Origin of the sequence: Paenibacillus sp. H1-7 (assembly GCF_022354825.1) — a bacterium.
GTDB lineage: Bacteria > Bacillota > Bacilli > Paenibacillales > NBRC-103111 > Paenibacillus_S.
Genome location: NZ_CP031168.1, coordinates 3,363,019 through 3,378,644, shown reverse-complemented (window position 1 = coordinate 3,378,644; position 15,626 = coordinate 3,363,019). Strand labels below are relative to the sequence as shown.

The 15,626-nt window shown below is 49.6% G+C and carries 14 protein-coding genes and 1 riboswitch; of the genes, 2 read left to right on the top strand and 12 right to left on the bottom strand.

Features of this window, described 5'->3' with window-relative positions; genetic code table 11:
* Positions 1-7: 7 nt before the first annotated feature.
* The gene (locus tag DVH26_RS15070) at positions 8-691 is read right to left on the bottom strand and encodes a DUF7002 family protein (RefSeq protein WP_239634491.1); all 684 of its coding nucleotides are present in this window, start codon (positions 689-691) and stop codon (positions 8-10) included.
* A 322-nt stretch (positions 692-1,013) separates the two neighbouring features.
* On the opposite strand from DVH26_RS15070, the gene DVH26_RS15065 reads away from it, so the two are divergent.
* On the top strand, positions 1,014-1,415 hold the full coding sequence (locus tag DVH26_RS15065) for a substrate-binding domain-containing protein (protein ID WP_239634490.1): 402 nt from the start codon (positions 1,014-1,016) through the stop codon (positions 1,413-1,415).
* A 78-nt stretch (positions 1,416-1,493) separates the two neighbouring features.
* Here the strand turns inward: DVH26_RS15065 and DVH26_RS15060 are convergent, their stop codons facing one another.
* From DVH26_RS15060 to DVH26_RS15030, 7 genes are all read right to left on the bottom strand, one after another.
* Complete coding sequence (locus DVH26_RS15060) at positions 1,494-2,534, bottom strand: FecCD family ABC transporter permease (protein WP_239634489.1); 1,041 nt, start codon at positions 2,532-2,534, stop codon at positions 1,494-1,496.
* Positions 2,531-3,556, bottom strand: a complete 1,026-nt coding sequence (locus DVH26_RS15055; protein WP_239634488.1) for a FecCD family ABC transporter permease — start codon at positions 3,554-3,556, stop codon at positions 2,531-2,533. The genes DVH26_RS15060 and DVH26_RS15055 overlap by 4 nt, the downstream gene beginning before the upstream one ends.
* An 83-nt stretch (positions 3,557-3,639) precedes the next feature.
* A complete protein-coding gene (locus DVH26_RS15050) occupies positions 3,640-4,620 on the bottom strand; it encodes an ABC transporter substrate-binding protein (protein ID WP_239634487.1) in 981 nt (326 codons plus the stop codon).
* A 144-nt stretch (positions 4,621-4,764) separates the two neighbouring features.
* The gene (locus DVH26_RS15045; RefSeq protein WP_239634486.1) at positions 4,765-6,405 is read right to left on the bottom strand and encodes a helix-turn-helix domain-containing protein; all 1,641 of its coding nucleotides are present in this window, start codon (positions 6,403-6,405) and stop codon (positions 4,765-4,767) included.
* Between the two features lie 174 nt (positions 6,406-6,579).
* On the bottom strand, positions 6,580-7,101 hold the full coding sequence (locus tag DVH26_RS15040) for a DUF4241 domain-containing protein (protein WP_239634485.1): 522 nt from the start codon (positions 7,099-7,101) through the stop codon (positions 6,580-6,582).
* Between the two features lie 140 nt (positions 7,102-7,241).
* Positions 7,242-7,664 (bottom strand): VOC family protein, encoded by a 423-nt coding sequence (locus DVH26_RS15035; protein WP_239634484.1) that lies wholly within the window; start codon positions 7,662-7,664, stop codon positions 7,242-7,244.
* A gap of 459 nt (positions 7,665-8,123) precedes the next feature.
* On the bottom strand, positions 8,124-9,155 hold the full coding sequence (locus DVH26_RS15030; protein ID WP_239634483.1) for a BMP family protein: 1,032 nt from the start codon (positions 9,153-9,155) through the stop codon (positions 8,124-8,126).
* Positions 9,156-9,432: 277 nt separating this feature from the next.
* Positions 9,433-9,516, top strand: a riboswitch (cyclic di-GMP riboswitch).
* Positions 9,517-9,597: 81 nt separating this feature from the next.
* On the opposite strand from DVH26_RS15030, the gene DVH26_RS15025 reads away from it, so the two are divergent.
* Positions 9,598-11,310: a methyl-accepting chemotaxis protein gene (locus DVH26_RS15025; RefSeq protein WP_239634482.1), complete on the top strand. Its 1,713-nt coding sequence runs from the start codon at positions 9,598-9,600 to the stop codon at positions 11,308-11,310.
* A 72-nt stretch (positions 11,311-11,382) separates the two neighbouring features.
* Here the strand turns inward: DVH26_RS15025 and DVH26_RS15020 are convergent, their stop codons facing one another.
* The 4 genes from DVH26_RS15020 to thyX all read right to left on the bottom strand — a co-directional run bounded on the left by DVH26_RS15020 (position 11,383) and on the right by thyX (position 15,605).
* A complete protein-coding gene (locus tag DVH26_RS15020; RefSeq protein WP_239634481.1) occupies positions 11,383-11,886 on the bottom strand; it encodes a DUF1854 domain-containing protein in 504 nt (167 codons plus the stop codon).
* On the bottom strand, positions 11,886-14,075 hold the full coding sequence (locus tag DVH26_RS15015; RefSeq protein ID WP_239634480.1) for an ABC transporter ATP-binding protein: 2,190 nt from the start codon (positions 14,073-14,075) through the stop codon (positions 11,886-11,888). The genes DVH26_RS15020 and DVH26_RS15015 overlap by 1 nt, the downstream gene beginning before the upstream one ends.
* 284 nt (positions 14,076-14,359) lie before the next feature.
* Positions 14,360-14,797, bottom strand: coding sequence for a GNAT family N-acetyltransferase (locus DVH26_RS15010; RefSeq protein WP_239634479.1), 438 nt, complete (start codon positions 14,795-14,797; stop codon positions 14,360-14,362).
* 88 nt (positions 14,798-14,885) lie between these two features.
* A complete protein-coding gene (thyX, locus tag DVH26_RS15005; protein ID WP_239634478.1) occupies positions 14,886-15,605 on the bottom strand; it encodes an FAD-dependent thymidylate synthase in 720 nt (239 codons plus the stop codon).
* Between the last annotated feature and the right edge of the window lie 21 nt (positions 15,606-15,626).

The following is a 15,626-nucleotide window of genomic DNA, read 5'->3' as shown; positions in this document are numbered from 1 at the left end:
TATTGCGTTAAGTCATCAGCTCAGCCAGCGCTCTCGTCAGATGGCTCCAACGTTCAGGAACTGCATGGCGATGTTGGATGTATACAGCGCGTAAATAGTCGGATATGGGATGTACTTGTTCTTCAATTAGTACCTCTTTAATTTCGGACGGCTTCGCTGGCACCGTATGATTCACCACTTTCCTGAAGCTGTCCAATGGCAGAAACATCGACGGACTTTTCTTATACGTGCAGCTCGCCGGAAATCTCGGGGCGCTTCCTGAATCGTATTTGGACAGCTTCACAGAGGATCCATTCTCCAGCATTAGAGAATACGCATCAAATTCCAGAACGGCGAACTCTTCCTCCGGCTCTCTGCGTTGATAAGTCTCGATCATTTTCCGGCAGTCTCTAATGGTCGGCCAGAAAAAAACATGCCGGTCCAAGCTGGCACGAAACTGCTCCAGTGTGACGGAAGCATCTATCATCGATTCGGGAATTCGCAGATGCGAATTGAGAGTAACCTCAAAACCGCGATAGTTCACTAGTTTAGCCTCGGTTCGGCGCTCACCGGCATTTTCAGGGTACAATGCATAACTGGATAACAAAGCGTCGAACCGGTCAATGATCGGCAAATTCTTGGCTCTTGTGAAGTGATACAGACATTTTCTCGTCCTCCCCTTCGTAATTTCCGCTACAATCGCATCCCTCATCCGACCGCTCCTTCCAACCATAATCGTCACTTAATTACCCAACTAGCATAACCATTATACCGGAAATGACACTGGGTCATTGAATAAACCTCCTTCTTCAAGTAGAATGCTGTTCACTAGCGATAATCGTTCTCAGCATACAAGAACACGGTACACCCTACGAAAAAGAGGTGTTATTCATGATCGACATTAATGCGTTGGCAGGACAATATACGGGCAGGCTTATTTCTGTCGCCGGTGTTTTTAAAGCCGTTCTTCCGGTGCGAAGCACGTTTCATCCGCCGAGGAGTATATACGTCAATTCCTGCAGAAGCAGTCTGAAATGGCCGCAATGATGGAGAAATCCGGAGCAAAAGGAAAAACAGCCTTATTTATTATGCCGTGGAAAAAGGGGTTCACCTACTGGAGCGGCTCCAGAATGTCGCTCTACTACGAGAAGCTCGGGTTCAAGCCGTTCGAGGGCATGCAAAATGTCGGCGAAATTACGCTGGAAGGCATCAGCAAGCTGAATCCGGAGTTCCTTTTTATCGGGAAGGACTATGCTCACGCCAGCGAAATCACGCTTGAGGATTTAGCCAAGGATCCCGTCTGGAACTCGCTTGACGCAGTAAAAAACAAGAAGATGTTCGTTGCAGATACGGAAATTCTCGGGCCGCTTGCCATGGGACAATGGAAAGGGCTGGACTATATGAACCAGCTGTTTACAAGCGGTCAGTTAAAATAAAAGAAATTGCAAAAGCCGGCCGGACCCTATTGGATCCGATCGGCTTTTTCTTGTTCAGACGAAGCAGAGCAAGACGCATTATTTATTCCGATTTTTAAACAATAGAAATATAAAGAACGGTGCGCCGATACCTGCCGTGAACACGCCTGCCGGTATATCAAGCGGAAGAAACACGGTTCTGCCCACCGTGTCGGCTATCAAGAGCAACAGGCTGCCGATTAAAGCCGAAACCGGAATCAAGTCTACAAACGTAGAGCTTACTAGCTTTCTAGCGATATGCGGGGCAATTAACCCGATAAATCCGATCGCTCCGGCAATAGCAACCGCCGATCCGGCCAATGCTACGCTGACCAGCAGCAGCATGCAGCGGTGAAGCTGGACCGGGGCTCCCAATCCTCTCGCGAGATCGTCCCCCAATGCTTGAATATCGACAAGTCTGGAGTAGTATAGCGTTAATGGAATGAAAATGATGACCCATGGCAGCATAGCGTATACATTTTCCCATGATGTCCCGTAAATGCTGCCGGTCAGCCACACAAAAGCCCGTCCAGCTGCTTTAATGGGGCTTAAAACGAGCATCAGCATCGTCAAAGAGCTCATGATTGCCGAAATCCCGATACCGACCAGTACCAATCTCGTCGGAGTAACCCCTTTATTCCAAGCCAACAAATAAATGATGACGGAGACTAGACCTGCCCCCACAAACGCAGCCAATGGAAGCCACTGAATATTAACCGTCCCTGCAAAATAAGTAATAAAGGCAACGGCCGCAAATGAAGCGCCTCCCGTTATCCCTATCACATCGGGCGAGGCAAGCGGATTGCGGATAATACCTTGAAGAATGGCGCCGGATACACCCAGCGCCGCTCCGACGAGCACGGCAGCAATGATCCGCGGAAGTCTCAGCGTCCCGATAATTAACGCGTTTTGTGGCGTCCCTTGTCCCAGTATCGTTTGAAGCACCTGAACGGGAGAAGTGAATTTGTTGCCGAGCCCGGTACTAAGGACAAAACAAACGAAGATCAGAATCAATAGTACCGCGATCACTATCACCGTTTTGGTTTGGATTAGAAAGGAGACTGTCCCCTTCTTGCTTCTTATTGCAAGCAGCTGCTTCATTGCGAAACCCCTTTCGAGCGAATCCCCTTCCGAGCGAAGTAAATAAAGAATGGTCCTCCGATAATAGCTGTCATGACCCCTATCGGCAGCTCCCCTGGCATAATGACAAAACGGGCCACAATATCGGCCAGCAGCAGCAGGATGGCACCCAGGATGGCGCTATACGGAATGATCCAACGGTAATCGACGCCTACGAGGAATCTGGCGATATGCGGAATGACCAGCCCGACGAAGCCGATCGATCCGGCTACGGCCACGGAGCTTCCCGCCAATAAGACGACCGTCACCGCTACGGCCATTTTCATGAGTCCCGTTCGCTGCCCCAGCCCTTTGGCGATATCTTCCCCGGAGGCCAGAATGTTGACATGGTGTGCCATAACCAATGCCGCTATACCCGCGAACAGCATATAAGGCAAGACCGGAACCAGTCCTTCCGCCGATTTGCCAGCAACGGAACCGGCTAACCAGAACATGACGTTTTGCAGCCCGGATTCATTGAGCACCAGCATACCCTGGGTAAACGAGGAGAACAAAGCCGTCATAGCGGAGCCGGCCAATACAATCTTCATTGGAGTTAATCCGTCCCTTCCAAGAGAACCAAGGAAGTACACGGCTATGGCAGCGATGCCTGCGCCAATAAAAGCAACCCAGATCAATTGATCCAATGAGGCAATGGGAAGAAAAGTTAAATCCATTACGACAAAAAAAACAGCCCCCGCGTTGATACCGAAAATACTTGGAGAAGCCAGCGGGTTGCGGGTCAACGCTTGCATCAGAGCTCCGGCTATCGCCAAATTCCCTCCGATCATGGTAGCGAATAACGCACGCGGAAGCCGTGTCGTCAGGATGATTACGTGCTCGTCCGATTTTGGATCATAATGGATGAATGCATCCATTGCCTCTAGGAAGCCGATGTCTGTCGTCCCTAGGACGATGCTTAGGATAAAGGATACGATGAAAAGAAGAAATCCGAACACCAAACCGATGGTTTTCAGTGGTGTCTGGTGCAGCAATGGTCTCACGATGCTCCTCCTCTTTCAATTTTGCGGCAAACTCACCGGGGCTGTTGACCCTATGGATCAACAGCCCTCCGGATGATACGATATTATTTCAACCCATAGAATCCATAGAGATCATCTACCATTTCTACCGCTGCCAATGGACCGGAGCCATTATTCCATACGGCCGCATCCACCTCGAATACCCGTTTGTTTTGAACGGCTTTCAAATGACTCCACAACGGATGCTCGCTCCACGCCTTTCGCAAATCGAGTCGGCCGTCATTTCTCGTCGTGCTTGTCTGATCGAAGATAATGTCGGCATCCATTTTCGGAATATTTTCCTTGGAGGTGAGCTGTACGCCCCACTCCGTCCCCCTCTGGCTGGCAGGACGTGGAATGCCTAGCTCTTCCAGTACTAGAGCGGAGAAGCCGGTATACACAATCCGTGCATGATCGACCCGGAAATCAACGATTCCCGCTTCCAATTTGAGCTTATCCCCCATCTTCCCTTTGAAATCGGCTACTTTACGTGACCATTCGGCAAGGAACGCTTTCTCCTCCTCCTGCTTGTTTAACGCTTCCGCCGATACTTTCAGCGTATCTTTCCATATATGTACCTCGTCCAGCATAACCGTCGGTGCAATAGCCGACAATTGGTTATAGATCTTCTCGTGACGCGTTTTGGCGCCGATAATCAAATCCGGTTGAAGAGCTACCAATTTCTCCAGGTCCGGCTGGTTTTCTGAGCCCAAATTCGTTACGCCTTCCATCTTCGCCTTTATGTAATTGTACCAAGGCTGCTCAATCCATGCTTCCACCGCACCTACAGGCTTCACCTTAAGTGCAAGTGCAGCGTCTGTAGCTCCTTGAAACAGCGTGACCACCTTTTGCGGCGTACCTTTAATTTCGGTAGTCCCCATAACATGCTTCACGACTCGGACGCTTTGATTCGGCGTATCCGCTCCTTTTGCCGGCTGAGGAGCCGTTCCTGCTCCTGCCTGCTGTTGCCCTTGACAACCGGCGATAACGAAGGCAATAAGCAGCGTCACCGCCAATATAAGTGATATTCTGTTGGGCCGTACCATGTTTCTTTCCTCCCCTTCTCTGAACACCAATGATGATAATGATTCTCATTCCTATTATACGAATGTGGCTCGCAATGAACATGGATAATTACGACCACTTTTTTGTATAATTCCGACGTCATTGGCGATGGAAGATCACGTTGTTTATCTCATTAAAAGGAGAGGATCCGCTGACTCCGACATCAGCAATTGATGAACCTTGTCCAAAAATAACTGATGCGATAGCGGATTATAGCTCGTGTACAAATGATGGCTATCATACATGCCGTAGACCCTTTTATTTCTGACAGCTTTGAGATCAAGCCAGTGAGGGTTGGCATAGAGCGCTTTTACTTCATGGCGGATCATTTGGTCCATATGGGCGGTTCCGTTGTGCCTAAAGCTCGTTACAAGAATTCGCGCCGCCTCAAACTTGTGCAAATGCTCCGGCAAAACCTCCATGAAGTGGGTTATACCGCGCACGCCTTCCGGAGCCGTCATCTGCAAATCTCCGTACAGCACGGACCCTAAGTTCCTGTGGCCGTACACGCACAATGTGCCCTCTCCGACCCCGAGAATCAGTATCGGTTCGTCGCCGATTCGGCTGCGAATCGAGCTTCGTATCATGGATGCTTTACTTTCATACTTCTCCAGCCAACGAATTGCTTCCGACTCTTTATTGACAAGCTTGGCCACACTCAAAAAATGCGCCCGCCATTCGAGGCCATACTGCAGAGTAATGGTCGGGGCGATTTGCAGCATTAATCTCTCATTCGGCGATGGAACCGCTTGACGGGTACCGCTCATTACGATGATGTCGGGATTGGACGTCACCAGTCTATCCAGGTCAGGCGCAGTGCGGCCGAGCGCAATCGTGTTACGAAGCCGTGATGTAACAGGATAGGCATGATTGATGACAGCGGCGTAAGGCACAATGCCTAGCGCAATCAAATGGCCTGTCGTTTGATGATTTAATGATGCGATCTTGTACGTTTCTTTCATTTTTTTACTGTAGGATCTCGGGGAACAGCCGATTTCTTCTTTAAATTTCCGGCTGAAATAATATTCATCACTGAAGCCGACGCTCTGGGCAATAGACCTGAGCGATTCACCGGACTGCACCAGCAGCTGCTTGGCTTGATTGATCCTGATTTCATTCAAATACTCCATGGGGCTCTTATGGAACTGTTTCTTGAAAGCCCTTGAGAAATAGTCCGCATTCAATCCCGCGATTTCCGCCAGCTTCTCCCGGGTAATGGCCAGCGGGTAGTTCCGCTCCATATACTCCAAGGTTAGCGGTATGGCCTCGCTCGACTCCCGCTTTTCTTTTGCAACGGATTCTTTGAATAAGATGACAATCAGCTCTTGCAGCAGCATAGCCGCTTTCATGTTCTCCCAGCTGTCGGAGCTATGATTGCAAGTGTCCATCTCCTGGACTTTATCGATCAGTATATGAAAATGAGGAGGATACACCTCGTAGGGAGCATTCATATCTATAGGTACGAACAGTCCTCTATCCGCAGCCTGCAGCACATAAAATTGGATGTAATAGTAGTCCGCCCGCCGGCTGAGGGGGACGCTTAGTTTTGCGTCAGAATTGGGGGAGAGAAAAAATACTTTCTGCTGCTGCAGCGGGTAGCTTCTCCCGTCCATCGTCAGGTCCCCTTCTCCCTCCAGGAAAATCAGCATCCCGTTCAAAGAGGAATCCTGCTGAAAATAAACTTCATTCAAAGTCAAGTGCTGGACGTTTTCCAATTTATACGAATAACTGGCGAGCTGCTTTGCATAGTCTAAGCTGTTCTCCATGCGCACTTATCCTTTCGCTGAAAGTTGTGTTGATATAAACTTATTATAATGATAACGATTCTCACTATCAATTAAAAAGTACACGCAAATAGCCCGGAAGAAGGTTAAGTTATATCAGCTACACCTTCCATCCGGGTTATCTAATTAAACCTATGCTGTTGTAATAAAGCTGCTCTACACTTCAGAGCCTCTAATAAATATAATCTTCACACCGATAGCCTGATTGCTTTCATTCACAGCCAAATAAGCTCCATACGCCCCGTCCCCCATGCCTGTACGGGAAACGACGCCACCGTCCATGACCCCGGCTTCCACCGCGCTCTCCGTTATATCGCAGCAAGTCTGGTACCATTCGCTATCTTCCGAAGCAGCTTGATCCTGACCTTCAACGTCAGGGATTCTATACTTGGCGATATCGAAGATTCCGGCTTGACCGCTATCTACACCAACGATAAAGCTGCATTTCATCCAGTGTAGGTCGTCCTTTCGTTCATCTAAGGAAGCGTGGCAAGCCACTAGCCTCGAACAAGCTTCGCCCCAATCTCTAACGTCCTGCTTCTCTACATAACCGATCCAGGTTCCATTCAGAACTTGATCAATAACTCCTCGGATCATCGCCGTCACATTGTGATCGTAGCATGGATCCGAAACGATTAAGGATCCGGAACCTACTTCAAAGCTTCCCAAACGAATCATCCCGTTACTCCTCCGATTATCTCTCATATCTACTATATGAATCCATTGTAATCCGAATGGAATCAACATATCAACGAAAAAAAAGCCTGGCTACTTCAGCCAAGCTGGGTGTTGTATCTGCAGCACTTAAGGGTGGCAGTTTACATTCCGCCCATTCCGAGATTGAACTGCCATATAATTCCGAACTTGTCCGTCAGGCTGCCGTAACTTTTGCTCCAAAAGGTTTCTTGCAACTCCATGATCACCGTTCCGCCTTCCTTCAGCTTGCTGAATGCGGACTCGATCTCTTCCTTGCTTTCTGAAACTACGGAAAGGCTGATGTTGTTTCCTGCAGTGAAAGGCATGCCGGGGAATACATCCGAGAACATGACATTGCTGCCGCTAATGGTAAGGCGCGTATGCATGATCAGGTTCTTCGCTTCCTCCGGGAGAGGATATTCCGGATTAGGAGGAGCCTCTCCGAATGTCATCATCTTCGGCTTCTCCGAACCAAATGCTTCTGCGTAAAATTCCACGGCTTCGCGACAGTTCCCATTAAAGTTAACATAAACATCAACTGACATGCATATCACCCTTTCAATAAGATGGTGCCAATCAAGGACACCTCTATGACTCAGTATACTGTATGTACATATAGACAGGCTATTATTCATGCAAAATTAACAAAACAACCTCTACCAAGTCCACCTGAATGATCCATGTCCCCCTCGTTGAACGCAATTCATCCCATAAATTGGAATAGGATTATACGCACCTAAACTCGCTATTTTCGAAACTCCCGTTCCGGAGTTATTCTTGGCTCCGACATGTTACGCCTGACCCTGCCAATGTGTGGACTCGAAACGAAAGTGAAAGAGACGTTCGCACCTATCACGCAATCTGTCATTATCGGCCCGATGCCGAATTAGGTACTTATCCATACTAAGGAAAAAAGCACTTCTCTGCCCCTTGGGAGCAAAGAAGTGCTTAAACTCATTCTCCGAACTCTGAATCTATAATAGTATCACTGCCCGAGTCCAGGCTTAATAATTCGTAAATTCAGGTCCTGTATAATCCGAAGGAATAACAATCTCACCAGATTTGATTTTTTCTGCGAACGCAGCGATTTTATCCTTCACGTCTTGTGGAACATTAGGTGACAGAGCAAGCCGAACGGCATCCGGATTCTCAAGTCCGATTTTTTTCACGGTATTCGGCTTCCAGGTTCCCTCGGTCAAATCTTTAATCGCTCCGTAAACCGTCAAGCTGGCGTCCGAAATCGCAGATCCGATGAACACATCTGGAGCATCGGCATAGTAATCGCGAACGTTAGCGAATTGATATACGCCATTCTCGCGTGCTGCCTCCGTAACACCGGAACGAGCCGTATTCAGCATTGTGAAGATCATATCCGATCCGGCGTTAATTTGAGCTTGCGCAACTCGTTTCGCCAGAGGGGCATCTTCCTGATTGCCTGTAAACGTAGTGAGCAGCTTTGCGTTAGGGTTTGTGTATTTCACACCGTCGGCATAGGCCGCGCGTCCCAACAGACCAGGGCCTACGCGTGCACCGGAAATATGCGAAACCACGTTTGTTTTGGTCAACAATCCTGCCGCAGCGCCAGCAAGCCATGCGGATTCTTCCTGCTTCACCTGATAGCTGGACAGGTTATCGCCGGTCAAATTCGTTTGAGTGTTAACAAATTTAATTTTTGGATATTCTTTGGCTACCAGCTTCACAGCTTCCGAGCTTTGTCCTGCATGGGCAATGATCATATCCGGCTTTTTCTTAGCCAGTTTTCTCAGCTCATCCGCAATTTTAGCTGTATCATGCGGGATATTTTCCACAAACGTCGCTTTGATTCTGAAATCCTTTTCCGCCTTCTTCAAACCGGTATAAGCGGATTCCATAAAACCGCCGTCCTTGGAGGAACCTGGAATCAACAAGGCGACTTTTGCTTTTTTATTATTGGTGTGTGACGGGTCCTTGCTAGCTTCTGCAGTAGACAAACCGGATGAAAATACAAGTGCCATCGCCAAGCTCGACAAAGCCAATTTCGAAAGAAGTTTTCTCAAGATGTACCCCTCGTTTCCAATTAGTAGTTTTGTCCGGACAAATCAGAGAATAAACTAGACTTCATTTTTTGTCAAATTATGCCGAAAAGAAATATGGGGAATAAATCCAAAATTCGTGTAGTGGCGCCGCCTACAGACCTATTCCTGCAAAATCGTCCATGACAAACGCACTAAATTCCGACATTCCGGTACGTAAAGTAAGTATTTAGTTTTAGTAAAGAGGTCTTGTTTTTTTCAAAATGCTATATTATACTTTGGCAAAAAGATACACCCGGAATTACGATAAAGGCAAACTTCTCGAAAGAGAAGGACGCAAAGCTACGGGCCTAAGGATTTGATCTATGGCAGCCGGGCCACCGAAAATTGGGGGGGCGTCCATCCCTTTTTTTTGGGGGTGGACTTTTTTTATTTCACATTATCTCAGGTGGGGGATGCTTGGAGCATGAAGTATATCCGAAATTTGCGAATCAAAACGAAAATTGGGGGAATGCTTGGACTTTCCATTGTGTTCCTGCTCATTATCGGCATTACAGGCTATCTTGTTATGGACAAAATGGCTAGCAATGCCCGTGCTATGTACGAGGAAACTTTAATCCCGAACAGTCTCGTTGAGGGACTGCTGTTCGGAAATTCGCAAATGGATTCATTGCAGCTTGAATTGCTGCTGGCCAAAGACGAAGCGATTATTAAGCAAATCCAAGATCAAATAGTCCAGACTCGCGACAAAAATCAGGCGACTCGAAAAACGCTCGAGCAGATTACATTATCTCCGAGGGCACAAGAGCAGTACAAAAACTTCATCGACTTAATCCCGAAAAACAACGAAGCGAAGAAGAAAGTCGACGACTTGGCAGTTGCCAATCAGAAAGAAGCGGCGCATAAAGAGTATGTGAATTCGTTCAAGCCGATTCGTGCGGAAATGATCAAGAGCCTGGAGAACGTTGTTAAGTTCAACGAAGAAGACGCAAAAGTCTTTTACGAGAAAAGCATTGAAAGCTCCAAGATGGCTACCTCCATCATCGTTGTCGCAACGCTGCTAGCCGTCATTTTATGCTCCTTGATCGGATATGGCATTGCCAATATGATCACAAGACCTGTCCGCAGCATCCAGCAATTGATGGCCAAAGCGCAGGACGGGGATTTAACCGTAAACGCTGCATACCAATCCAAAGACGAAATTGGTCTTCTCTCGAAGGATTTCAATGGAATGATCGGAAGCTTGAGAGAAATCATCGCGAAGATCGTCCTTGAGTCGCAAAACTTGTCCGCAAGCTCGGAGCAATTGGCAGCGAGCTCCGAACAATCCACCCAGACTACCCATCACGTTGTTGCGGCCATTCAGGACATTGCCGGAGGCGCGGATCAGCAGCTGCAGAGCACTACCGAAAGCGTACGAGCTATGGAAGAGATGGCGACCGGTATTAACCGGATTGCAGAATTCTCGGGCAATGTATCCGCCATGTCCATGGAGGCTTCCAAAGAAGCTGAAGAGGGCAATATTTCGATTCAGAAAGCAATGTCCCAAATGGACTTAATCCGCGAGTCGGTCAATGATTCATCCAAGGTTGTCAATCAATTGGGCACACGTTCCAATGAAATCGGTCAAATCGTCGATGTAATTACCGATATTTCGATGCAGACGAATTTGCTTGCATTGAATGCCGCGATTGAAGCCGCTCGGGCCGGCGAGCACGGAAGAGGCTTTGTCGTCGTAGCCGACGAGGTCCGGAAGCTGGCGGAGCAGTCGAGACAATCGGCGGAACAGATAGCGGAGATCATCCAGCAAATTCAAGGCGAGACTCGCTCCGCGGTGATCGCCATGGAAAAAGGCAGCCGAGAAGTCGAGCAAGGCACCGTGATCATGCAGGAAGCCGGCGAAGCGTTCCGCAACATATTGAACGCTGTACAGCAGGTCGCTTATCAGATGCAGGAGGTTTCTGCCGCTTCCGAGGAAATGTCGGCAGGCACCGAGGAAATTACCGCTTCGCTCCACGACATGAGCAGCATTACGGAAGCCGCCTTCTCCAAGACGGAGAGCGTAGCAGCAGCTTCGGAAGAACAATTGGCTACTATGGAAGAAATAGCGGAATCCGTCAACGCCTTGACACGGATGGCCCAAGAGCTGCATGAAATCACCTTGCGTTTCAAAAGCTGATAGCCCCCCGTTTACCGGAAGCTGTAAAACAGAAGACCGCCGTTGGTTCCTTCCAACGGCGGTCTTTCGCTATTACAAGATCTTGTTCCACTGCTTACGGCTATGTGCATCCATCGCGTTAATGTCTACGATCTCGCATCGTCTGCCCTCGATATCGGATATCAAGTACCTGCCGGGTGCCGGGGATTGCAAGTGCTCGTGCAAATTCCTCAGCGCCAATGTCATCGGCCCCAGCGTCGTCTCCACTTTCCATATCCATAGAGCCGGCTTCTGCTGAATTTTCTCGATATGAGTAATTCTCGGAATCAAATACCTCAGATTGAGCTCCCTCTCCGCTTCCTCCCTGCTCGCTAGTTCGAGCTCTTGAAGGCTGCGGATAATCCCGATCTCCTCCTCCTTCGGATTGCGGACCGAGATATATTCCGTCGGTTTGGAGAAGGGGTATGTCCGGTATAGGAGCACCTCCGGATACTCCACACCTTCGATAACGGCTTGAAGTACGCCTCCCGGACTGCGTCCCAGCCACACGTTGTGGCTGTCGAGTAACACAATCTCATATGGATCGCGCTCGCGCATTAGCTCTGCACCCCCTTGATCTTGGACAGCTCACGCTGTGCTTCCACCAGCTTAAAGTAAGCGCCTTGTTTATCCAGCAGCTGCTCGTGGGTTCCGATCTCGACAATTTGTCCTTTATCCAGCACGACGAGTCTATCCGCATTGCGCAGCGTAGACAATCGGTGAGCGATAGCGAATGTCGTTCTCCCTTTGACCAGTCGGGATATCGCCTCCTGAATTTGCCGCTCCGTGTCCGTATCTACGGAAGCCGTAGCCTCGTCAAGGATCAAGATGCGGGGATCGTGAACGATAGCTCTCGCGATCGCAATCCGCTGCTTCTCCCCTCCCGAGAGCCGATGGCCCCGCTCGCCGACCTTCGTATCGTAACCGTCCGGCAGCCTGACTATGAAATCATGGGCGTTGGCGATCTTCGCCGCCCTCATGATTTCTTCCGGCGTAGCGTCCGGTTTGGAATAAGCGATGTTCTCGGTAATCGTCCCGTCGAACAGGAATGTTTCCTGCAGCACGACGCCGATCTTCTTGCGAAGATCCTCCTGCTTGATCTTCTTCAAAGGCACGCCGTCTATGGTAATGGTGCCTTGATTCGGATCGTAAAACCGGCAGATCATATTGATCAGCGTCGATTTCCCCGCTCCGGAATGCCCCACCAGTCCAATCATCTCTCCTGGAGCGACGTTCAAGTCGATATTCTTCAATACGGGATGATGCGCTTCGTATCCATAGGATACCTGGTTCAGCACGACGCGTCCTTCAACCCAGTCCATCGATACCGGCTCCAGATCGTCCGGCACATCGGACGGAGTATCCATAATTTCGAATACGCGGTCGGCGGCAGCCATCGCTCGGCTGGTCCAGTTCAGCGCCTGGCTGAACCATTGCAGCGGTCCGAACAGCATACCGAGATACGCGGAAAAGGCCATCAGTGTACCGAGCGATATTTGGTCCCGCAGCACCATCCAGCCCCCGAAATACCAGACGAGAATAGCGCCGGATGTGGATATTAGCGCGAACAGCGGGAATACCCCTTGCCACATGCCGTCCGCACGAATATTTTGCACGACAAGCTCCTTGTTGGCATCGCCGTACCGCGACATCTCCGTAGGCTCTTGGCCGAAGGCCTTTACTACACGAATGCCTTGAAGAGCGTCGCCTACGAGCATATTCAGGCGGTTGATCGCCCGCCAATGACGGTACCAGCGGGAGCGGATCGTCGGCCAAATGATCATGGATGTGAATACAATCAGCGGCGTAGGCAAGAGAGCATATATAGCCAGCTTCCAGTCGAGACTAACCATCATCGTAATGACGGCCGCCAGCATGAGCACTTGCCCCGAAATCCACATGACCCCATCGGTCAAAAATTGCCTCATCGCTTCGGCATCGCTATTCACCCTGCCGATAAACTGCGAGGTTTGCCTGCGATCGAAGAAGCCTAGCGACAATCTCATTAAGGAAGAATAAATATCCTTCCGTATATCCCCCATCAGCTTGCCGCCTACCCATACGCCGACATATCCCCTCAGCGTCTGCATCAGCGACAGCATAACCCTTGCGCCTGCTAGCCCCAGCACGAACCATAACAGGGCCAGACCAATATTCTTAGGCTGAAGCACGTCATCCACGATAACCTTCGTCAAATAGGGAGGAACAAGCTCCATCAGTGTTGCCAAAATCATCATTACCGCTGCTGCGGTCATCTGGACGCGATATGGCTTTGCGTAGCTTAATAGCCGTGCGGCGACCTTCCCCTTATCGGTACAAATCGAACAGATTTGCGTTCCCTCCAGAAGAGGCGTACCGCACTGAGTACATCGCCGAGGCAAATCCTTGACCGATGCGGCCGGAATGTCCTCTTTGCCGGAAAGCGCTTTAATCAATTTGGAAGCGAATCCAAATTTTCCGGCAAAACTGGAAGTGTACCTGACTAGAGCGACAGGACCCTTCATCGTATCCGCGATCACTGTTCCTCCCCCGATTGCTGAGACGACACGGCACTCGGTGATTTCCTCGACTCCAAGCTTCGTTAACGATTCTCCATCCGTCTGGTAGACGGTTACCGCATTCTCCGTAACGACGAGCCAGCGTTCGCCGGACTGGCCCTTCTCATCCACGTCTGCCATCGCCGTGAACAAAGGCTTCCCCTGCACCTTCGCCTCAATCGCTTGCGGAAGCTTTTCCAGAATGGACATGATCTCTTCTCTCCTTTAATTGAGCGCATCTGCCCTTCTACCGATTCGGCTGTCACTTCAGGGAGCGGGTTCTACGAACCGAGCAAGAGGCGGTGATTCTTTAACCTTATCCATCATATGGTAGATGGTAAAAAACACCAAGGTAAAGAACCGTTAAAATAAAAAAAATCGAGGAAGACAAACATATGTTCTCCGTCGATTATTTTACCATTAGCTATCAGACATGTAAACCATTATTTTCCTAATTCGTCACAAAGTTTCTTCTGCAGCAGTTAAAGCCAGCATCAAGACGAAGTCATGTTCCGGATAAAGTCTGGCATCCTTCGCATCATTCGCTCCTGATCCAACTCAAAATCATACTGTTCATAAAGGCTGTGAGCATCCTTCGTACCCAGAATTCCCATCAGATCCTTCAGCTCGTCGGACCGCACTATCGCCTCGATCAGCTTCTTGCCAATATTCATGCCTCTGTACCGCTCATCGACAAATACGTCGCAAAGCCAATACATGGTGGCTCCATCCGTAACGATCCGGGCAAAAGCGACCTGCTGGTCCCCGATATAGGCTCCGTAACAGATCGAATTGTCGATGGACTTCATAATCCGCCCTTTGGACCGTTTGCTCGCCCAGTAGCTGCGGGATAAGAAGCCGAGCACCGTATCCAGATGCAGCAGCGATTTATCATCGCTGATTCGAAGCTCTCCTGCGGGGCCGTCGTTCATTCGCAACCACCTTCCCGTATTATGATGTATAAGGCGTTCACGCCCAAAAAAGTAGTTACATTATAACACAGCTTCCTAAAAGTGGAACCTATTCTTTTGGCGAAGCCAGGGATACCAGTTGGTCCATCGAAACAGGGAATAACGGCCTGCTTATTTCCAGTATCGCTTTGGCGTAATCCTGGATCTCCTTCTGGGCGTCGTGCTCCAGCCGCTGATTCAGGAAATGGCATACGGCTTGAAGCGAAGCTGTCCAATACCAGCGGACATACATGCCGTAGGAAGGCAGGAACAGTCTGGCCTGTTCGGCACATACCCCCGAAGAGAGAGCCTCCTCGTATTTTTGAATGCCTAGCTCGATATATTCCTTTAATTCCGCCGTCAGTTTAACCCCGCTCTCAGCCGGCAGTACCTCTCCGCTGCCCTGCTTGGAGTTCTCCGGTTTGCTTCGCCACTCCCCGGCTTGAGGTATATAAAAGGCCGGCTCTTCCGTAATATAACGGCGGCTCGATTCGTTCCACGCCTCCAGGCTGTCCCCCGTACCTTCCATATGTGCGGAACCGATAACATACTTCCACCATTGCCGCGCCACCATCAGCGGAGCGTAAATCTCGAACTGCAGAATCACATGGCGAAACGGCGACGTGTGACCTTCCCTTGCCAAAAAGGCTATAAGCCGGATGTCTCTCTCGCTCAGTGCCGAAGACTCCTTGGCATATGACACGCGAGCGGCATTGACTACGGACAAGTCGGATCCCATATGATTTACCAGCCTGACGTAGCCCTGGTCCAAAACTTGGCGAAACGTCATTATATCATCTCCTAATAACCG